Raw genomic sequence first — 19,017 nt, 5'->3', positions numbered from 1 at the left:
CTAGACCCCCAACGCCTCAGCAAGCGCCTCGACCACGCGATCCACGTCGCCGTCGTCCATGGTCGGATAGAGCGGCAGGGTCAGGCAGCGCCGATACCAGGCGTCGGCGCCGGGCAGGTCGGCCAGGCCCTGACGGTTCACGTAGTAGGGCTGGCGGTGCACCGGGATGTAGTGGACCTGGCTGCCGACGCCCCGCGCCTTCAGGGCGTCGACCACCGCTCCGCGCGTGGTCATGGCCGCGCCGAAGTCGATCAGCACGGTCAGCAGGTGCAGGGCCGGGTTCGAATGGTCGGGCGTGGCCGCCAGGGTCACCAGCGGCGACAGCGGGGCCAGAAGCTCGGCGTAGCGGGCGGCCAGGGTCCGTCGGCGCTCCACGAAGCGGTCGAGCTTGGCCAGTTGCGAGATCCCCAGGGCGCACAGCACGTCGGGAATGCGGTAGTTGAAGCCCAGCTCGGGCATCTCGTAGACCCAGGGCTCGGCCCCGGGCGGACGGACCATGCCGTGGCCGCGCAGTGACCGCGCGCGGGCCGCCAGGGTCCCGTCATTGGTGGTCAGCATGCCGCCCTCGCCGGTGGCCAGGGTCTTGACCGGATGGAACGAGAAGCTGGCGAAGGCCGAGAAGGCGCCGTCGCCGACCGGATGCTCGACATTGCCGAAGGTCGCCGTAGAGCCCAGCGCATGGGGTGCGTCCTCGACCAGCACCGCGCCGGCGGCGCTGGCCATGGCCTTCAGGGCCGGCAGGTCGCAGACGTCGCCGCGCAGGTGCACCGGCAGCACGGCCCGCACGCGGCGATCGCCGACGCGCGACAGGGCCTCGGCAAGCGTGTCGGGGGTCATCAGGCCGGTGTTCGGATCGACGTCGGCGAACACCACCTCGGCCCCCACGTAGCGGGCGCAGTTGGCGGTGGCCAGGAAGGTCACCGACGGGGCGATGCAGACCTCGCCCTCGCCGACCCCCAGCGCCAGCATGGCCAGGTGCAGGGTGGCGGTCCCGTTGGAAACAGCGATGGCGTGCTCGGCCCCGACCTTGGCCTTGAACGCCGTCTCGAAGGCCTCGACCGTCGGACCCGTCGTCAGAAAGTCGGCCCGCAGGGCGGCGGCGACGGCGGCGACATCGTCGTCCTCGATGGTCTGGCGACCGTAGGGCAGGAAGGGAGGGGCCATCAGCCCGCCTTTTCCTCCAGCATGGCCAGCAGGCCCTCGGGGCTCAGCCAGTCATGATTGTTGTCGCTGCTGTAGGAGAAGTCTTCCGCCACCGGCTTGGCGCCATCGGACTCCGCATAGGGCACGCGGCCGAACTCGGCGAAGTTCGGCTCGATGGCGAAGCGGTCCTCGAACTCGACGGTCGAGCGCGCGTCGTCGGCGCTGATCATGATCTCGTGCAGCTTCTCACCGGGACGGATGCCGACCACCTTGATCCCGGCGTCCGGCGACATCGCCTTGACCAGGTCGGGCATGGCCATGGACGGGATCTTGGGCACGAAGATCTCGCCGCCACGCATCAGGTTCAGCGACGACAGCACGAAGTCGACCCCCTCGGTCAGGGTGATCCAGAAGCGGGTCATGCGCGGATCGGTGACCGGCAGCTCGGTCGCGCCCTGGGCCAGCAGCCGGCGATACAGCGGCACCACGCTGCCGCGCGAGCCGACCACGTTGCCGTAGCGCACGACGCAGAACCGCGTGCCGATGTCGCCCGACAGGTTGTTGGCCGCCACGAAGGTCTTGTCCGAGGCCAGCTTGGTCGCGCCATAGAGATTGGTCGGATTGCAGGCCTTGTCGGTCGACAGGGCCACCACCTGCTTCACGTGGTTGGTCAGGCTGGCCCAGACCACGTTCTCGGCGCCCAGCACGTTGGTGTGGATGCATTCGGACGGATTGTACTCGGCCGCCGGCACCTGCTTTAGGGCGGCGGCGTGGATCACGATGTCGACCCCGCGAAGGGCCAGGGTCAGCCGCTCGCGGTCGCGCACGTCGCCCAGGAAGAAGCGCAGCTTGGCGAAGGTCGCCTCGTCGAACTGCTCGCGCAGCTCCAGCTGCATGTCGCTCTGCTTCAATTCGTCGCGGGAATAGATGATGACCTTTCGCGGGTCCGACAGCCTGAGCACCGTCTCGATGAACCGGCGTCCGAACGAGCCCGTGCCGCCGGTGACCAGGATCACCTTGCCGTCCAGGTCCAGGGTCTGCGGTGAAAAGCGTCCCAAGATCAGCCTCCTCGCGTCCGCCGCGCGCGCATGAGCGCCCGGCGAATCTAGGTTAACGCCGTTTGTGACGCACCAGACGTAAAGAGGACGTCAACCACGACGGGTTATGGAAGCGACATGCGCCGCATCCTTGCCCTGCTCCTCGCCATACTGACGCTCGCCGGCCTGCCCGTCGCGCCCGCTTTCGCCAACGAAGGCGGCAAGGGCGAGAAGGCGCCGCCGACCTATTTCGCCCTGCCGACCATCACCGCCACGGCCATCCGCCGCGACGGCCGCAAGGGCGTGATGACCCTTGAGACCGGCATCGAGGCCAAGGACCCCAAGGTCATGGAATACGCCGTGGCCTCGACCCCGCGCCTGCGCGCGGCCTTCGCCCAGGTGCTGATGACCTATACCGCGGGCCTGCGCCGCGGCACGCCGCCCGACCTCGACTATGTCGGGGCCGAGATGCAGAAGGCCGCCGACAAGGTGCTGGGCAAGAAGGGCGCGAAGGTGCTGCTCGGCTCGGCGATGGTGAACTAGGCTTCCGGCGACGCGGCCTTGGCCTTCCGCCGCGCCCGGAAGAACCCCCGCAGCAGGTCGGCGCTTTCCTGCGCCATCACCCCGCCCGTCGTCTCCGGCCGCCAGTGGCAGGTGGGCTGGGCGAAGAATTTCGGGCCGTGCACCACCGCCCCGCCCTTGGGATCGTCGGCGCCCCAGACCACCCGGCCGATGCGGGCGTGGCTGATCGCCCCGGCGCACATGGCGCAGGGCTCCAGCGTCACCACCAGGGTCAGGTCCGTCAGTCGGTAGTTCTCGAGCTTCGCCGCCGCCAGCCGCATCGCGGCGATCTCGGCGTGGGCCGTGGGGTCGTGGGCGGCGATCGGGCCGTTGCCGGCCGTGGCGATCACCTCGCCGGTCTTGGGATCGAGGATCACCGCCCCCACCGGCGTCTCGCCACGCTCCGCGGCCGCGCGGGCCGCGTCGAGGGCCAGGGCCATGGCGTCTTCGTCGGTCACGGCCGCTCTCCCTCTTCCAGCAGGCGCACGCGGGCGCTGAGGCCAGCAGCCCGCGCCTTGGCGACCAGCCGGGCGTCGGCGGTGACCACGATCGCCCCGCGCTGTTCGGCCAGGGCCAGATAGGTGGCGTCATAGGCGCTCACGCCATGGCGGGCCGCCAGTTCGAAAGCGCGCTCGGCCAGGGTTTCCATCGGCTGGAACTCGGCGACGATCTCGCCCAGGGCCGACACCGCCCGGCGCGCCAGGGCCTCGTCGAGCCCGTCCGCGCGAACCCGCCGCCCGGCGATGCTGGCCATCTCGGCCCACAGCAGGTCGGGCGCGATCAGCCGGGCGTCCGACAGCGCCAGGGCCTGGGCCGCGTCGGATCCCGCCTCGAGAAAGAACAGCTTGGCCGCCACCGAGGCGTCGAGCACGATTTCAGCGGCCATCGCGGTCCTCGCGGACGATGGCGGCGCTGTCGTCGCCGCCTGGCGGCACCGGCTGGGCCAGGCCCGCGAACAGCGCCCGCCGCCTCTCCAGCGCCGCCTCGTTGAGCAGGGCGGCGGCGGCGGCGCCCCGCGTCTCGCCCGAGACGGCGGCGCGGCGATCGATCATCTGCAGGGCGGCCGGCGACAGGGCGGACAGGGCGATGGCCAGGCCCTCGCCATCCCGCACGAATGCCGAGGCCTCCTCGGCCAGACCGCGTCGCTCGTCGCGAAAGAAACTGACCTGGGCGCCGGCCAGGTCCAGCGCACCTGTCCTCCAGCCGGCGTCGAGCCAGGCGGCCGCGTGGCTGTGGCCGGCCCGAGTGTTGGACCACCAGGCCTGGTGGGTGCGCGCCGAGCGCGGCAGGTCGAAGCCCAGCAAGGCCTCGATCGCGTCGAAGCCCAGGCGCACCGAGGGCGCGTCGGACACGCCTTCCAGATGGCGCTTCAGGGCTTGGTACTTCATCGGAGACCTCGGATACTCATATATACTCTTACATCATAACGCATGCGGCAAGGCCGCGCCTTGATCGGCCCGCCGTTCGGCGCCATGAGAATTGTTCAACGCCCATCGTGAGATGCGCCCCTCCCTTCGAAGGATCGAGATCATGACCGACAAGTATCAGCCCGCCCTGCACGACGCCGTCGAGCACGACGCCGACGCCGAGGGCGGCGAGCGCGTCGCCAAGGCCCTGGCCCGCGCGGGCGTGGCCTCGCGGCGCGAGGTCGAGCGGCTGATCGAGGCCGGCAAGGTCGTGCTGAACGGCCAGGTGCTGACCACCCCGGCCGTGCGCGTGTTCGCCGGCGACCTGCTGGTCGTCGACGGCAAGCTGGTCGAGGAGCGCCAGCAGACCCGCCTGTTCCGCTATCACAAGCCCACCGGCCTGGTGACCACCCACAACGACCCCAAGGAGCGCCCGACCGTGTTCGGCGCCCTCCCCCACGGCCTGCCGCGCGTGATCTCGGTCGGCCGCCTCGACCTCAATTCCGAGGGCCTGCTGCTGCTGACCAACGACGGTGAGCTGTCGCGCGCCCTGGAGATGCCGCAGAACGCCTGGACCCGCCGCTATCGCGCCCGCGCCTTCGGCCACGCCACCCAGGAGACCCTGGACAAGCTGAAGGACGGCACGACCATCGAGGGCGTCCGCTACGGCCCGATCGAGGCCCGCCTCGACAAGGCCCAGGACAAGGCCGGCGGCGGCCGCAACGTCTGGATCACGGTCACCCTCAGCGAGGGCAAGAACCGCGAAGTCCGCAAGGTGCTGGAGTCGATCGGCCTGAAGGTCAACCGCCTGATCCGCCTGTCCTACGGCCCCTTCGCCCTGGGCACGCTGCAGGCCGGCCAGGTCGAGGAGGTCGGCCCCCGGGTGATCCGCGAGCTGCTCGAAGGCGTCATCGCCGAAGAGAACATGCCCACGGGCGACCGGCCGCAGTTCGTCGGCGTCGCCGATCCGCTCTACGCCCCGGGCGTGGCCAAGGAAGGCGAGCGCCTGCGCGGCGGCGAGGTCCAGCGCCGCGCGCCCTCGGGCCGCGCCCCGCAGATCGCCACCCCTAAGGTCGAGGAGCCCAAGAAGGTCTACAAGGCCGGCTGGGCCAAGGCCAAGATCCGCACCGACGGCCACAAGGCCAAGACCCACAAGCCGAAGTCGCTGGAGACCAAGTTCGTCGACAAGGCCCCGCCGCGCGGCAAGCCGCCGGGTCCGCGCGCCGGCGTGGCCAAGGATGCGGCGGGCAAGGGTCCGATCGGCAAGGGTCCTGTTGGCAGAGGGTCCGTGGGCAAGCCGGGCGCCGGCAAGGCCGCGCCGGGCCCGACGCGCGGCAATGTCACGCCGGTGCGCACCGCCGCCGCCAAGCCGACCGGCTTCAAGGGCTCCCATCCGACCGGCGGCAAGCCGGCGCCGCGGGGTCCCAAGCGGTAGGGACTAGCCCCGATCCGCCAGCGCGATCGCCAGGCGCCGCGTCCGCCGCACCACGGTGACCAGCGTCCCGAGCGCGATAACCGCCAGGCCGAGGGCCAAGGCTTCGCCCCGGCCGCGCCATAGCGGCTCGAAGACGGCGACCGCGCAGGTCGCCGTCAGCGCCGCCATCCGATGCGGCTTGGCCATCGGCCCCGAGAAGTTCGCCGGCTGGCCCAGGCCCCGGCCCAGCTCGCGGACATAGGCCGTCAGCACCGCCAGCACCGCCGTGATCCAGCCGATCGCCGCGCCGCCCGAGAAGCCCGCGCTCATCGCGCCATAGCCCGCCCCGGCCAGCAGCAGGACGTCGGCGAAGCGGTCGGGCAGCTCGTTCCAGATCGGACCGGCCGCACTGGCGCGCCCGTGCTCTACCGCCACCAGGCCGTCGAGCAGGTTGCAGGCCAGGCGCAGCTGGATGCAGACGGCCCCGAGGATCAGGCACAGGCCGCGCGGCCAGCCCTCCACCCCGCCGCTGGCCGCCAGCAGGGCCCCGCCCAGCGCGGCGAAGGCCAGGCCCAACCCCGAGATGACGTCGGCGCTGATCCGCCGGGCCGCCAGGGACGCGGCCAGTCCCCGGGCCCAGGCCGCGCCGCGGCTCTTCAGCGGACGGCGGTTGGACAGGTCAGGCGCATCGGTCATCGGCAGACTTTCGGGCGGGGATGTCGCTCCCTCAAGAGCGGCGACGGCGGGAAGTTCCACGCTCCGCGCCAACTAGGCTATACCCTCGGTAGCGCCAACGGGAGCATCCATGGACGTCTTCGGGGATTGGGTCGGACGCGCGCAGGCCTTTCTGGCCGCCAAGCCGCCCGCCTTGCTGGCGGGACTGGCCGGCGTGGTCATCCTGCTCGGGGTCGCCAGCGCCATCGCCGCCGTCCTGCCGCTGCTCAAGCCCGGCAAGTCGTTCGAGGAACTGCGGCTGCGCATCGCCTCGTGGTGGGGGATGGTGGCCCTGCTGGCCGGCGCCCTGCTGCTGGGCTGGCAGGCGACCACCGCCGTCTTCGCCTTCATCTCGTTCCTGGCCCTGCGCGAGTTCCTGTCGCTGGCCGTGCGCCGGCGCGAGGATCGGCCCGCGATCCTGGCCGCCTATGGCTGCCTGATCGCCGCCTACGGCTTCATCGTCGCCGACCGCTACATGTTCTACATCGTGTTCATCCCGGTCTGGGTGTTTCTGGGCCTGCCCGCCCTGATGGCGCTGATCGGCCAGACGCGCGGCTATCTGGCCAGCGCCGCGACCTTCCACTGGGGCCTGGTCACCTGCGTCTACAATCTGGGGGTCGTGGCCTTCCTGATGCGGGTGCCCGACAGCGAGCCGCTGCCGGCCGGGGCGGCGGGCCTGGTGTTCTTCCTGCTGCTGGCCACCGAGTTCAACGACGTCGCCCAGTACTGCTGGGGCAAGCTGGTCGGCCGCCACAAGATCCTGCCCAAGGTCAGCCCCAACAAGACCTGGGAGGGGTTCATCGGCGGCTGGATCACCACCGCCGCCCTGATCTGGTTCCTGGGGCCGGTGTTCACGCCGCTGAAGGGGACGGGTCTGGCCCTGGTGGCCTTCGTGCTGCCGGTGGCGGGCTTCGCCGGCGACGTGACCATGAGCGCCATCAAGCGCGACATCGGCGTCAAAGACACCTCGCACGCCATTCCCGGCCACGGCGGGGTGCTGGACCGCGCCGACAGCCTGACCTTCACCGCCCCGCTCTATTTCCACCTGCTGGCCCTGTTTGGCCTGCAGAAGTTCTGATCCCGCCCGTGCGCCTACTCCGTTTCCTCCTGCTGCTGCTCGTCGCCCGGCCCCTGGCGGTGCTGATGACCGGGGCCGACGTGATCGGGCGCGAGCGCCTGCCGCTGAAGGGCCCGGCGATCATCGCCGCCAACCACGCCAGCCATGTCGACACCCTCTTGATGCTGGCCGTCTTCCCGTCGCGCGCGGTGTCGAAGCTGCGGCCGGCGGCGGCGGCCGACTATTTCCTCAAGGACCCGGTCATCGGCTGGTTCTCGCGCCACGTGATCGGCATCGTGCCGGTGGCCCGCAGCAAGGCCGGGCGGCGCGCTGCCGAAGGTGAAGACGTGCTGGCCCCGGCCCGCGCCGCCCTGGCGGCCGGCGAGATCGTGCTGGTCTTCCCCGAGGGCACGCGCGGCGACGGGGCCGGCGACGCCATGGGCCAGCTTAAGGGCGGGGTCGCGCGGCTGGCCGAGGCCTTTCCCGACGCGCCGGTGATCCCGGTGTGGATCCAGGGCGCCGGCCGCGTGCTGCCCAAGGGCGCCAGCGTGCCCGTGCCGCTGAACTGCGCGGTGCTGGTGGGCGAGCCGGTGGCCTGGACCGGCAAGCGGACCAGCTTCATGGACGCCCTGCGCGAGGCGATGCTGGCCCTGAAGGCCCAGGCTCCGCCGCTGCGATGGTCGGAAGACGAGGCCGAAGCGCCTTAGGCCGTCGCCACGCCCGCCCAGCGCGACAGCCGGGGCGTGCGGGCCACCAGCTCGGCCAGGCCGACATAGAGCGCCAGCATGCCCGCCGCGATCGGCAGCACCTCCCAGCGGAACGGATGCGGCGCCTCGGGGGCCAGGGTCATCGGCTGCAGGAACAGCAGGATGACGATGTTGTTGGCCGCGTGGGCGCCAACGGCGAACTCCACGCCGCCCAGCCGCAGGGTCGACCAGGCCAGGCCCAGGCCCAGCACCATGCGCACCAGGAAGGCGTCGGGGTTGGGATCGAAATGCACGGCCGAGAAGGCCAGGCCGTTGATGATCAGGATCAGCCAGGTCCGATGGGTGAAGGCGCCGGTCAGCTTCAGCAGCCAGCCACGGAACACCAGCTCTTCTGCTGCGGCGGCGACCAGCAGCAGGGCGATGGCCCCGACGGCGTGGACGATGCGGCTGTCTAGGTCGGGCGTCAGGGTCAGGATCGGCGCGGCCGGCGGATGCGGGTCGAGCTGGGCCAGGCCCGCCAGCAGCGGACCCAGGGTCACGGCGAACAGGGCCAGCCCCAGCAGGGTCAGCCGCCAGCGATAGGACGCGGCGCTGGTCAGGTAGCTCCTCAGAGGGCGCTCGTGCAGCATGGCGGCGACGGCGGCGAAGGCCGTGGCCATGCCGCCGTTGGTGGCGGCCAGCAGGCACAGGACGAACAGCAGGGTCTGCAGGCTGCCCGCGGCCGCCGCTGGATCGCTCAGCGACTCGATCAGGGCCTTGGCCGTATTGAATCCGCCGTCGGCGAGGCCCGCGAACAGGGCCATGACGAACACCACGCCGATGATCGCCGCCAGGGCCGCCGCGATCAGGCCCACGGGCAGGGTCAGCGCCACGCGGCCGATACGGCGGTCCGCCGGCTTCAGGTCGCCCAGGAAGGCCGAGCCTCTCGCGTCTTCGAACACCGCCGCCATCCCCTCGCACAGCCCCTGCTCCTCGCTAGAGCGGCGCGGGCCGAAGGAAAAGGGTTTTTGATCAATCGGCCCCCGCGACTTGCCGACGCGGGGCAATGGCGGCACACATCGGCCGTCATCTATGGGGTTTTCATGAGCAAGACGGCGAGCGAGACGGGCCACGAGGGCAGCGCCCCCCACCTGCACCGGCTGGTGCTGTTCTCGGACGCGGTGTTCGCGATCGCCATCACCCTGCTGGCCATCGAGATCCACCCGCCCGAGCACTGGAGCGGCGTCGCCGACCTCTATCGCCAGATGGGCCACAAGCTGTGGGCCTACGCCGTCAGCTTCGCGGTGATCGGCGTCTACTGGATCAGCCACCGGCGGATCTTCGCCCGGCTGCGGACGGCCGACGGCGTGCTCGACGTGCTCAATCTGCTGGTGCTGGGCCTGATCGGCCTGCTGCCGCTGGTCACCGAACTGCTTTGGGAGCATGGCGGCCAGGCCGCCCTCGTCTATCTGGGCCTGGTGACGGCGATCGGCTTCGCCCTGGCGGCGCTGTGGGGCTATGCAGCCTTCGCTGGCGAGCTGACCGGCAAGGTCCATCGCGGCGAGGCCCTGTTCACCCTGGCGCGGGTGGCCATCGCCCCTGGCCTGATGTGCGGCCTGATCTTCTTCACCCTGAACAACGCCTGGGGCCTGGCTCTGCTGGCCCTGGCCCTGGCGGCCTTCATCGGCGGCGGCCGCTACATGCGCCGCCTGGCCATGAAGGGCGAAGCAACAGCGCAAGTCCAGGAGGCCTCGGCCTGATGCGCATCGTCTCCGGCCAGTTCCGCGGCAAGGCCATCGCCACCCCGCCGGGCGACGCCACCCGCCCGACCTCCGACCGCGCCCGCCAGGCCGTGTTCAACATCCTCGAGCACGCCGCCTGGGCGCCGGAACTGCACGGCGCTCGGGTGATCGACGTCTTCGCCGGCTCTGGAGCCCTCGGTCTGGAAGCCCTCTCGCGCGGGGCGGTGAACTGCCTGTTCGTCGAGACCAACGAGGCCGCGCGCGGGGCGATCCGCCAGAACATCGACACCTTCGGCCTGTTCGGCCAGACCCGCGTCCACCGCCGCGACGCCACGGACCTCGGCCTGCGTCCGGCCAGCGCCGGCCCGGCCTTCGACATCGCCTTCCTGGATCCGCCCTACGCCAAGGGCCTGGGCGAGAAGGCGCTGTCGGAACTGGTCGCCGGCGGCTGGCTGGCGCCGGGCGCGATCGTGGTGTTCGAGCGCGGGGTCGGCGAGCCGGATCCCGTGCTGGAGGGGTTCGAGACGCTCGACGCCCGCGACTACGGCGCGGCGCGGGTGCTGTTCCTGAAGCTGCTGTAGCTCTTACGGCCGCTTGCCCGGCCAGACGAGGTAGCCGTATTCGTCGCGACCGGCCGACTGGTACTCGCCATAGGCGCCGTAGGCCGGCGCATAGCCCTCGCCATAGCCCGCAGCCGACGAGGCATAGCCGCTGACGGCGCTGTCGTAGCGCTCGCGGCTGGATTCGTAGGCTTCCTCGGTGCGGGAATAGGCCGAGCCGCCGCGATAGGTTTCCTGGCGGGCGAGGTCGCCTCGATAGCCTTGATCCTGATAGCCGCCGTCGCGATAGCCAGCGTCGTCATGGCGGCGGCTGTAGCGGTCGGGCGCATATTCGGGCGGCGGCGGAGGCGGCGGCAGGGCCGCGCGATCGTCCACGCGCAGCGGCGCGCGGCCGTAGCTCCAGCGATCGAAGTCGCTCCAGCCACGCTCGCCGTCGTCGCACTCGACCCGCTCCCAGCGATAGGCGCCGCCGGGGCCGGTGACCCGGCGCGAGACGCATTCGCCCGGACGGGTGTCGGGCGGCAGGATCTGCGGATCGACGGGCAGGCCCGAACGGTCGGGCGGGCCGCCGGCCAGGCCATGGTCGTCGGCCAGAGCCGGCGCGGCCAGCGACAGGCCGGCGACGATCACGAGCGGGGCGAAACGGAAAGCATGGCGCATGGGGTCACTCCAGGCCCGTCACTAAACCAGAGCCGGGCGAACCGCGCCTGCCCTTTCGCGCTCGGCGCGAGCTTGGCTGTTGATCGAAGATGGCTTTTCCTCAGGCCCGACCTCGCCTAGGGTCGATTTCAAACAATCGTTCGAAGGCTGGCAGGCGATGGCGATCGAGGCGGTGATCTGGGATTTCGGCGGGGTGTTCACCACCTCGCCCTTCGAGGCCTTCCGTCGTTACGAAGCGCGCAACGCCCTGCCGACCGACTTCCTGCGCGGGGTCAACGCCGTCGATCCCAACACGAATGCCTGGGCGCGATTCGAGCGAGCCGAGATCGACGCGGCCGCCTTCGACGCCCTGTTCCTGGAGGAGTCGACGCGGTTGGGCCACGCCGTGCCAGGCGCCGACGTGCTGCCGCTGCTGTCGGGCGAGGTGCGGCCGGGGATGGTCGCGGCGCTGAAGGCCTGCAAGGCGCGATTCAAGGTCGGCTGCATCACCAACAACGTGCCCGGCGCCGGCCACGGCACGGGCATGGCCTCCTCACCCGAGAAAGCGGCGGCCGTGGCCGGGATCCTGTCGCTGTTCGACGCCCTGATCGAAAGCTCCAAGGCCGGGGTGCGCAAGCCCGATCCGCGCATCTACCGGATGATGTGCGACCTGCTCGACGTCGCGCCGGAGGCCTGCGTCTATCTCGATGACCTGGGGGTCAACTGCAAGCCGGCGGCGGCCTTGGGCATGACCGCCATCAAGGTGAGCAGCGAGGAACAGGCCCTGGCCGAGCTTGCGGCGGCGACCGGATTGGCGTTCTGAAGAGGCTCGCAGTTTCTGGAGCCGTCCGCATGACCCGCCCCGCCAAGATCGGCGCCGCCGCCGCCCTCGCCCAGCTCGAAGGCTGGACCGCCGCCGACGGCAAGGACGCCATCGAGAAGACCTACAAGTTCGCCGACTTCAACGCCGCCTTCGGCTTCATGACCCGCGTGGCGATCGAGGCCGACAAGCGCGACCATCACCCCGAGTGGTTCAACGTCTACAACCGCGTCGAGGTCACCCTGACCACCCATGACGCCGACGGCGTCAGTGAGCGCGACGTGCAGCTGGCCAAGTTCATGGACGGCATCGCGGGATAAGGCCCTTCCCCTCCTCCCGCATCCAGTTCAAACTATCGTTTGAATTACAGGGAGGACGCCGAATGGCGCAGACCACGGGCCGGGTCGCCGGCAAGAAGGCCTTCATCACCGGCGCGGCCCAGGGGCTGGGCGCGGCCGCCGCGCGCAAGCTGGCCGTCGAGGGCGCCAAGGTCGCCCTGGCCGACATCAACCACGAAGGCGCCAAGGCCGTCGCCGCCGAAATCAACGCCGCCCACGGCGCGGGCACGGCCTTCGCCTACGCCCTGGACGTCACCCAGGAAGACCAGTGGATCGCGGCCCTCGAAGCGGCGGCGAACGAGCTCGGCGGGATCTCGGTGCTGGTCAACAACGCCGGCGTGGCCGGCGACAAGCCGCTGGAGCAGATGGAGTTCGACCTCTGGAAGAAGATCATGTCGATCAACGTCGACAGCGTCTTCCTGGGAGCCAAGCACGCCCTGACCCACATGCGCGCGCACCAGCCGGGCTCGATCGTCAACATCAGCTCGATCGCCGGCCTGATCGCCAACCACAACTCGCCAGCCTACAACGCCTCCAAGGCCGGGGTCTGGCTGCTGAGCAAGAACATAGCCCTCTACTGCGCCAAGCAGGGGCTCGATATCCGCTCGAATTCGATCCACCCGACCTTCATCGACACCCCGATCCTCGATCCGCTGAGCCAGCGGATCGGCAAGGAGGAGGCCCACGCCAAGCTCGGCCGGCAGATCCCGCTGGGCCACATCGGCGAGCCCGACGACATCGCCAACGCGGTGCTCTACCTGGCCAGCGACGAGAGCAAGTTCATGACCGGGGCCGAGCTGAAGCTCGACGGGGGCATATCGGCGATGTGAGCCGTGATCCTTCTCCCCTTGCGGGAGAAGGTGTCGGCAAAGCCGACGGATGAGGGGTCGCACCTACGAAAAACGCCGCGACGGCTGATCAGCTGTCGCGGCGTCTTGCTTTTGAGAGACCCCTCACCCGACCTCCTTCGGAGGCCACCCTCTCCCGCAAGGGGAGAGGGACTTACCGCGGAGCCCGCTTCGCCAGAATCCGCTGCAGCGTCCGGCGGTGCATGTTGAGGCGACGGGCCGTTTCGGAGACGTTGTGGCCGCACATCTCGTAGACGCGCTGGATGTGCTCCCACCGCACGCGGTCGGCGCTCATCGGGTTTTCCGGCGGGGCCGGGGCGGCGTCCTTGGCGGCGAGCAGGGCGCGGGCCACGTCGTCGGCGTCGGCCGGCTTGGAAAGATAGTCGACGACCCCGGCCTTCACCGCCGCCACCGCGGTGGCGATGTTGCCGTAGCCGGTCAGCATGATGACCTTGGCGTCGGCGCGGGCGTCGCGCACGGCCTCGACCACCTTCAGGCCCGATCCGTCCTCGAGCCGCATGTCCAGCACCGCATGGGCCGGAGCATTGCTCTTCAGAGTCGTCATCGCCTCGGCCACCGAGGCGCAAAGCGTCACCTCGAAGCCGCGTTGTTCCAAAGCTCGACCTAGGCGCGTCCGCAGGGGCGCATCGTCGTCGAGCAGAAGCAGGGACTTGTCCGGCAGAGCCGCGACCAGTTCACCGATATCCGCCATGAACTCAGCGCCTCCCCGCGCCTATACTCAACCGGGTGTCGTGCAAGCATCATGTCTACGACTTGCAAACCTTGGCAAGTCTTTCGTACTCAAACACCTATGAAGCCGGGGGCTTCCATCGCCGGGCGAGGCCAACGCGCGGCCACGACCGCGCCGCCGCGTCGCCCATTTCTGAAATCCACCGCCGCCCCAGTTCGTTCCAAGAGAGTCTTGGCGATGAAGAATCCCAGCCCCATGCCGATGTGGCCGGTGCGCGAGCCTTCCGCCCCCGGACGTGACGTTACGTAAGGTTCGCCCAGTTTGGCCAGTACTTCCGGTGAAAAACCCGGACCGTCGTCGCGCACTTCGATCAGGATCGAGCGGGCGTCGAAGCGGGCGATGACGATCACCTCCGAACGGGCGAAGTCGACGGCGTTCTCGACGATCGAAGTCAGGGCGTGGATCACCTCGGCTCGTCGCCAGACGTCGGGGGCCGACTCGCCGGACGGGCCGTTGACCACCGCCTCGACCCGCACGCCGTGGATCATGTGCGGCTCGATGATCTCGTGCACCAGCTGTGTCAGGCTCATGCGCTCGTGCACGGCGTCCTGGGCCTCGGGCATCTCGGTCAGGCGCTGCAGGATCTCGCGGCAACGGGCGGCCTGGCCGATCAGCAGCTCGGCGTCCTCGCGGGTCTGCTCGTCGGGCGCGCCGCGCGCCATTTCCCGGGCCACGACCGAGATGGTGGCCAGGGGCGTGCCCAGTTCGTGCGCGGCGGCAGCGGCGAGGGCGCCCAGGGCCGACAGCCGCTGCTCGCGGGCCAGCACCGTCTCGGTGACGTTGAGGGCCAGTTCCATGCGGGCCGATTCGGTAGCCGCCTGCCAGGCGTAGAGGCCGGTCACCACGATCCCCAGCACCCGCGCGGCGACGATGGCGGCGACCACGATCCCCTCCGGCCGTGGCGTGGCGGGAACGCCCGATGCCGTCGGCAGGGGCATGTAGAGGAAGGCCAGCACGATGCTGACGATGATCGCCAGTATGCCCAGGCCGAAAGCGTAGCGGGCCGGCAGGGTGGCCGCGGCCAGGGTCACCGGCGCGATCAGCAGCAGCGAGAACGGATTGAACACCCCGCCGGTCAGATAGAGCATGCCGGCCAGCTGCAGGATGTCGAAGGCGATCTGGGCGGTGGCCTCGACGTCGCGGGCCATGCGCTGGCCGGTCGAGGCCAAGCCGATCAGCACGTTCAGCCAGGCCGACAGGGCGATCAGCGAGAAGCACAGGGCGTAGGGAACCTGGACGTCCAGCACCAGGCCGCAGAACAGCACGGTCACCGACTGGGCGGCGACGGTCAGCCAACGCTGGGCCAGGAGAGTGCGCACCCGCAGGCGGCCGCGACGCAGACCCGGGCCCGCCCACGACCAGTCGTCGCTGTCTTGCGCCGCCCCGCCGTCGGGCCTATCGAGCCCGTCGTAGGATGATTTTTTCGGCGCGTCCTTGAACGAAGCGTCGGCCATGTCGCCACATTAAGGCCAGAAATTTCGATCTGGCGAGCCCCAAAGGACGCAAGCCCATGAACCGCAACCGCCTGATCGTTCTGGCCGTCTGCGTTGTGGGGGCGATCCTGGCCGGCGGACTGATCGTCCGCAGCGGCGCCTTCAAGCCCGCGCCGCCGCCTGCGGCGGTGGGCGGACCGTTCCAGTTGGTCGACTACGATGGCAAGCCGGTCGACGAAAAGATCCTCAAGGGCAAGTGGAGCGCGCTGTTCTTCGGCTTCACCTATTGCCCCGACGTCTGCCCCGGCACCCTGCAGGCCCTGGCCGCCGCCAGCGACCAGCTGGGCCCCAAGGCCAAGGACCTGCAGATCGTGATGATCTCGGTCGATCCGCAGCGCGACACCCCGGCGGTGATGAAGACCTACCTGACCGCCGGCTACCTGCCCCGGAACGTCGTCGGCCTGACCGGCGCGCCGGCCCAGGTCGACGCGGCGGTGAAGACCTATCGCGCCTATTACAAGAAGGTCGGCGAGGGCCCCGACTACAGCGTCGACCACTCCACGGCGATCTATGTCATCGATCCCAAGGGCCGCTTCGACCGGGTCATCGCCTACAGCAGCCCGCCCGAAGAGATCGCCCGCCAGCTGAAGGCGGCGATGGAAGGTCGCTGAACGGGACCACCGCCCATTTTTACGGCGCAATGCCGCTAGGTCACCTCTGGGCTGTACCTTCTTAACCGTCGGCGTGTTATGCTGCATTGCACAATCGCTGGAGACGGCATGCTGTACGCCCTGCACGAAGCGAGCTTCTACGCCTCGACCCCGCTGCGCCTCGCGGCCCGCGCGGCCAGGGACTTCTGGGGCTCGCCCCTGAATCCGGCCGCCAACAGCGAGCTGGGCCGGCGGCTCTATGCCGGCGCCGACCTGTTCTCCAATGTCACCCGCCGTTACGGCAAGCCCGACTGGCGCATCGACAGCGTCAAGATCAACGACGTCGACGTGCGCGTGCGCCCGACCGTCGTCTGGCAGAGCCCCTGGGCGCGCCTGATCCAGTTCGATCGCGACATGTCCGACATGCGCCGCGCCGGCCGCTTCGAGCTGGACCCGGCCGTGCTGATCGTCGCGCCCCTGTCGGGCCACTACGCGACCCTGCTGCGCGGCACGGTCGAGGCCTTCCTGCCCGACCACGCGGTGTTCATCGTCGACTGGCAGAACGCCCGCGAGGTCTCGGTCCTGCAGGGCCGCTTCGACTTCCACGACTATATCGACCACATCCGCGACATGCTGCGGGTGCTGGGGCCGCGCCCCAACGTGCTGGCCGTCTGCCAGCCCGGACCGCCGGTGCTGGCCGCCGCCGCCCTGATGGCCGAGGACAACGATCCCTCGCGCCCGGCCAGCATGACCTTCATGGGCTCGCCCATCGACGCGCGCCTGTCGCCGACCGTGACCAACAACCTGGCGGAGGAAAAGCCCTTCACCTGGTTCCAGTCGAACATGATCTACACCGTGCCCGCGCCCTATCCGGGCATGGGCCGGCGCGTCTATCCGGGCTTCGTGCAGCTGGCCAGCTTCATGAGCATGAACGCCGAGAAACACCAGGAAGCCCACCAGCGCTATTTCCACAGCCTGGTCGACGGCGATGGCGACAGCGCCGACAAGCACCTGGATTTCTATGACGAGTACCTGTCGGTGCTGGACCTGACCGAGGAGTTCTATCTCCAGACCATCGACATCGTCTTCCAGCGCCACCTGCTGCCCAAGGGCGAGCTGATGCATCGCGGCCGCCACGTGAACACCGCGGCGATCACCGACATCGGCCTGATGACGGTCGAGGGCGAGAAGGACGACATCTCCGGCATCGGCCAGACCCAGGCCGCCCACGACCTGTGCGCCAACATCCCGGCCGAGCTGAAGGAAGACTACGTCCAGCCGGGCGTGGGCCACTACGGCGTGTTCAACGGCCGGCGGTTCCGCGAGGAGATCTATCCCAAGGTCCGCGACTTCATCCTGCGCAGCGACCCCAACTTCGGCGGCAAGAAGGCCTAGGCGAACTCCGGCGGCAGGCTGCGGCCCAGAGCGGTTCGCTCGGGCTCGGCCTCGTCCCACAGATGGAAGGCGCCCTTCAGGTGCCGGACGATATGGAACGCGCCGTTCCGGTCCCAGAACTGGTGATACAGGAACGAGTCGTGGGCGATCGGATTGCCGATCAGCGAGAAGGTGTCGAAGGCGGATTTGGGCGGGCCGTTGGTCTGCTTGACCACGCCATAGAGGTTCAGGTCCTCGGCGATCACCGGCGCCAGCCGCGTCCCGGCCACATCGGTCAGATGAATCGGGTCGTTGGGCCGGATGTAGTGGCGGCTGGCGGCGATGGCCTGGGCGTCCACCACCCCGCCGCGCGCCGCGGCCACGATCCGGATGGCGGCGGCGAAGGGCGCGGAGGCAAAGCCCGTGGCCGAGATCGGCAAGGTCACCGGCAGGCTGGCCGCCTGGCGAAACAGCGCCGCCTGGGCCTCGGCCATGGCCCCGCCCAGCGAATGGCCGGTGAAGGTGACCCGATTGACCGGCAGCCCGCGCGCGACCAGCTCCGCATGCGCCGCCAGGGCGTAGGCCAGGGCCGCGGTGACCGTCCGAGTGTCGTGCAGCACCGCCGACTTGAAGTTCAGCAGCCAGTCCAGCTCGCTGTCGGTGCCGCGATTGACAACCACCAGTTCGGCCGGACCGGGGGCGTAGAAGGCGAAGGCGTCGTAGCCGCTGGGCTTGTCGTTGGCCGGGCCGACGGGGGCCAGAAGGCCCAGCTTGCCGATCCACAACGGCTCGGTGGCCTCGGTCGAGGGCTTGTGGAAGGTGCGGTAGACCCAGGCGCTCAAGGCCGCCAGCACCGCATGGCCCGATCCGAAGGGCGCGCCCGTCCTGACATGGTCGCGAATGGTCGCGGCCAGGGCGGCGCTGCGATCCGCGCGCGCGGGGACTTTCAACAGCACCGCCACGCCACACCCCTCAATTGAGAAATAACGCCGTTATCGCCAAGGTAGGTTTCATGCGGGGCGCGGTCAACGCCGCCTCTTGCGCCGAACGGCGGCGGGCGCGATCTAAGGGACGATGAACCTCTTCCGCCCGCAGCCGAAAGCCCCGAAACGCTTCGCCGACGGCGACCGGCTGGAGGTGGAGGGCTGCGCGCTGCGGCTGAAGGTCGATGGCCGCGCCCGGCGGGTGTCGCTGCGGGTCGACCGGGCCAAGTCCGAGATCGTCGCCATCGCCCCCACGCCGCGCCGCCTGACCGAGGCGGTGGCCTTCGCCCACGAGAAGGCCGGCTGGATGAGCCTGCAGCTGGCCGCCCTGCCAGGCCGCCAGGTGATTGAGCCGGGCGGCGTGCTGAAGGTGTGGGGCAAGCCCTATCGGCTGGAGGTCGGTCCCGGCCGGGCGCGGATCACGGGCGACGCCCTGATCGCCCCGGACGACGCCAACTGGAGCCTGAAGATCCTGCGGCTAGTCAAGCGCGAGGCGCTGGAGAAACTGACCGAGCGGACGGCCTATCACGCCGGACGCCTGGCGCGACCGATGCCGTCGGTGGCGGTGGCCGATCCCAAGGCGCGCTGGGGCTCATGCCGGCCGGCGCGGCCGGGCGTCCCGGCGGCGATCCGCTACAGCTGGCGGCTGGTGCTGGCCCCGGCGGCGGTGGCCGACTATGTCGTCGCCCACGAATGCGCCCACCTGATCGAGGCCAATCACGGACCCCGGTTCTGGGCGCTGTGCGAGACCCTGGTCGGCGATCCGGCGCCGCACCGGGCGTGGCTGCGGGCCCATGCGGCGCAGCTGCACGCGATCTCGGCGTAGATCTCGCCACCCCGGCAAAGCGCCGGGATGGCGAG

General features: G+C 70.0%; 23 protein-coding genes. 12 read left to right on the top strand and 11 right to left on the bottom strand.

Annotated elements, in window-relative coordinates:
- Complete coding sequence (gene pseC / locus I4Q42_RS22025; RefSeq protein WP_198578245.1) at positions 1-1,164, bottom strand: UDP-4-amino-4,6-dideoxy-N-acetyl-beta-L-altrosamine transaminase; 1,164 nt, start codon at positions 1,162-1,164, stop codon at positions 1-3.
- Entirely contained in the window at positions 1,164-2,201 is a 1,038-nt protein-coding gene (pseB, locus tag I4Q42_RS22020) for a UDP-N-acetylglucosamine 4,6-dehydratase (inverting) (protein ID WP_198578244.1), read from the bottom strand. Before pseB ends, pseC begins: the two co-directional genes overlap by 1 nt.
- A 117-nt stretch (positions 2,202-2,318) precedes the next feature.
- Between pseB and I4Q42_RS22015 the strand changes: the two genes are divergently transcribed.
- Positions 2,319-2,723 carry a hypothetical protein gene (locus tag I4Q42_RS22015; RefSeq protein ID WP_198578243.1) on the top strand — a complete coding sequence of 135 codons (405 nt, stop codon included), beginning with the start codon at positions 2,319-2,321 and terminating at the stop codon, positions 2,721-2,723.
- Here the strand turns inward: I4Q42_RS22015 and I4Q42_RS22010 are convergent.
- From I4Q42_RS22010 to I4Q42_RS22000, 3 genes are read right to left on the bottom strand one after another with little or no spacing between them, the layout of a single operon-like run.
- On the bottom strand, positions 2,720-3,199 hold the full coding sequence (locus tag I4Q42_RS22010; RefSeq protein WP_332873133.1) for a nucleoside deaminase: 480 nt from the start codon (positions 3,197-3,199) through the stop codon (positions 2,720-2,722). The genes I4Q42_RS22015 and I4Q42_RS22010 overlap by 4 nt on opposite strands.
- Entirely contained in the window at positions 3,196-3,627 is a 432-nt protein-coding gene (locus tag I4Q42_RS22005; RefSeq protein WP_198578242.1) for a type II toxin-antitoxin system VapC family toxin, read from the bottom strand. Before I4Q42_RS22005 ends, I4Q42_RS22010 begins: the two co-directional genes overlap by 4 nt.
- On the bottom strand, positions 3,617-4,129 hold the full coding sequence (locus I4Q42_RS22000; RefSeq protein WP_198578241.1) for a DUF7662 domain-containing protein: 513 nt from the start codon (positions 4,127-4,129) through the stop codon (positions 3,617-3,619). Before I4Q42_RS22000 ends, I4Q42_RS22005 begins: the two co-directional genes overlap by 11 nt.
- Before the next feature lie 142 nt (positions 4,130-4,271).
- Here I4Q42_RS22000 and I4Q42_RS21995 point away from each other — a divergent pair, with 142 nt between their 5' ends.
- Positions 4,272-5,582, top strand: a complete 1,311-nt coding sequence (locus I4Q42_RS21995; protein WP_198578240.1) for a pseudouridine synthase — start codon at positions 4,272-4,274, stop codon at positions 5,580-5,582.
- 3 nt (positions 5,583-5,585) lie between these two features.
- Here the strand turns inward: I4Q42_RS21995 and I4Q42_RS21990 are convergent, their stop codons facing one another.
- Positions 5,586-6,257: a CDP-alcohol phosphatidyltransferase family protein gene (locus tag I4Q42_RS21990; protein ID WP_198578239.1), complete on the bottom strand. Its 672-nt coding sequence runs from the start codon at positions 6,255-6,257 to the stop codon at positions 5,586-5,588.
- Positions 6,258-6,366: 109 nt separating this feature from the next.
- On the opposite strand from I4Q42_RS21990, the gene I4Q42_RS21985 reads away from it, so the two are divergent.
- Positions 6,367-7,353, top strand: a complete 987-nt coding sequence (locus tag I4Q42_RS21985; protein WP_198578238.1) for a phosphatidate cytidylyltransferase — start codon at positions 6,367-6,369, stop codon at positions 7,351-7,353.
- An 8-nt stretch (positions 7,354-7,361) separates the two neighbouring features.
- Positions 7,362-8,039, top strand: coding sequence for a lysophospholipid acyltransferase family protein (locus I4Q42_RS21980; protein ID WP_198578237.1), 678 nt, complete (start codon positions 7,362-7,364; stop codon positions 8,037-8,039).
- Here I4Q42_RS21980 and I4Q42_RS21975 read toward each other — a convergent pair.
- Positions 8,036-8,989 (bottom strand): CPBP family intramembrane glutamic endopeptidase, encoded by a 954-nt coding sequence (locus tag I4Q42_RS21975; RefSeq protein ID WP_232793349.1) that lies wholly within the window; start codon positions 8,987-8,989, stop codon positions 8,036-8,038. The genes I4Q42_RS21980 and I4Q42_RS21975 overlap by 4 nt on opposite strands.
- 132 nt (positions 8,990-9,121) lie before the next feature.
- Here I4Q42_RS21975 and I4Q42_RS21970 point away from each other — a divergent pair, with 132 nt between their 5' ends.
- Positions 9,122-9,778 (top strand): TMEM175 family protein, encoded by a 657-nt coding sequence (locus I4Q42_RS21970; protein WP_198578236.1) that lies wholly within the window; start codon positions 9,122-9,124, stop codon positions 9,776-9,778.
- Complete coding sequence (gene rsmD / locus I4Q42_RS21965) at positions 9,778-10,341, top strand: 16S rRNA (guanine(966)-N(2))-methyltransferase RsmD (protein ID WP_198578235.1); 564 nt, start codon at positions 9,778-9,780, stop codon at positions 10,339-10,341. Before I4Q42_RS21970 ends, rsmD begins: the two co-directional genes overlap by 1 nt.
- Positions 10,342-10,344: 3 nt before the next feature.
- Here rsmD and I4Q42_RS26210 read toward each other — a convergent pair whose 3' ends face one another.
- Entirely contained in the window at positions 10,345-10,980 is a 636-nt protein-coding gene (locus I4Q42_RS26210; RefSeq protein WP_232793348.1) for a hypothetical protein, read from the bottom strand.
- A gap of 157 nt (positions 10,981-11,137) precedes the next feature.
- Here I4Q42_RS26210 and I4Q42_RS21955 point away from each other — a divergent pair, with 157 nt between their 5' ends.
- The 3 genes from I4Q42_RS21955 (at position 11,138) to I4Q42_RS21945 (ending at position 12,947) form a co-directional block, all read left to right on the top strand.
- Positions 11,138-11,782, top strand: a complete 645-nt coding sequence (locus I4Q42_RS21955) for an HAD-IA family hydrolase (protein WP_198578234.1) — start codon at positions 11,138-11,140, stop codon at positions 11,780-11,782.
- A 29-nt stretch (positions 11,783-11,811) separates the two neighbouring features.
- On the top strand, positions 11,812-12,099 hold the full coding sequence (locus I4Q42_RS21950) for a 4a-hydroxytetrahydrobiopterin dehydratase (protein ID WP_198578233.1): 288 nt from the start codon (positions 11,812-11,814) through the stop codon (positions 12,097-12,099).
- A gap of 62 nt (positions 12,100-12,161) precedes the next feature.
- The gene (locus I4Q42_RS21945; RefSeq protein ID WP_198578232.1) at positions 12,162-12,947 is read left to right on the top strand and encodes an SDR family oxidoreductase; all 786 of its coding nucleotides are present in this window, start codon (positions 12,162-12,164) and stop codon (positions 12,945-12,947) included.
- Between the two features lie 172 nt (positions 12,948-13,119).
- Here I4Q42_RS21945 and spdR read toward each other — a convergent pair whose 3' ends face one another.
- Both spdR and I4Q42_RS21935 read right to left on the bottom strand, forming a co-directional pair.
- Positions 13,120-13,677, bottom strand: coding sequence for a stationary phase response regulator transcription factor SpdR (gene spdR, locus I4Q42_RS21940; protein ID WP_198578231.1), 558 nt, complete (start codon positions 13,675-13,677; stop codon positions 13,120-13,122).
- A gap of 89 nt (positions 13,678-13,766) precedes the next feature.
- Positions 13,767-15,170: an ActS/PrrB/RegB family redox-sensitive histidine kinase gene (locus I4Q42_RS21935; protein WP_198578230.1), complete on the bottom strand. Its 1,404-nt coding sequence runs from the start codon at positions 15,168-15,170 to the stop codon at positions 13,767-13,769.
- 56 nt (positions 15,171-15,226) lie between these two features.
- Between I4Q42_RS21935 and I4Q42_RS21930 the strand changes: the two genes are divergently transcribed.
- A complete protein-coding gene (locus I4Q42_RS21930) occupies positions 15,227-15,820 on the top strand; it encodes an SCO family protein (protein ID WP_198578229.1) in 594 nt (197 codons plus the stop codon).
- Positions 15,821-15,928: 108 nt separating this feature from the next.
- Entirely contained in the window at positions 15,929-17,194 is a 1,266-nt protein-coding gene (locus I4Q42_RS21925) for a polyhydroxyalkanoate depolymerase (protein ID WP_198578228.1), read from the top strand.
- On the opposite strand, the gene I4Q42_RS21920 is transcribed toward I4Q42_RS21925, so the two are convergent.
- The gene (locus I4Q42_RS21920) at positions 17,191-18,135 is read right to left on the bottom strand and encodes a lipase family protein (protein WP_198578227.1); all 945 of its coding nucleotides are present in this window, start codon (positions 18,133-18,135) and stop codon (positions 17,191-17,193) included. The genes I4Q42_RS21925 and I4Q42_RS21920 overlap by 4 nt on opposite strands.
- A gap of 112 nt (positions 18,136-18,247) precedes the next feature.
- Between I4Q42_RS21920 and I4Q42_RS21915 the strand changes: the two genes are divergently transcribed.
- Positions 18,248-18,982 carry a M48 family metallopeptidase gene (locus I4Q42_RS21915; RefSeq protein WP_198578226.1) on the top strand — a complete coding sequence of 245 codons (735 nt, stop codon included), beginning with the start codon at positions 18,248-18,250 and terminating at the stop codon, positions 18,980-18,982.
- The last annotated feature ends 35 nt before the right edge of the window (positions 18,983-19,017 follow it).

This window comes from Caulobacter hibisci (genome assembly GCF_016135805.1).
GTDB lineage: Bacteria > Pseudomonadota > Alphaproteobacteria > Caulobacterales > Caulobacteraceae > Caulobacter > Caulobacter hibisci.
The sequence above is the reverse complement of the archived record's forward strand: the minus strand, read 5'-3'. Positions and strand labels throughout refer to the sequence as shown.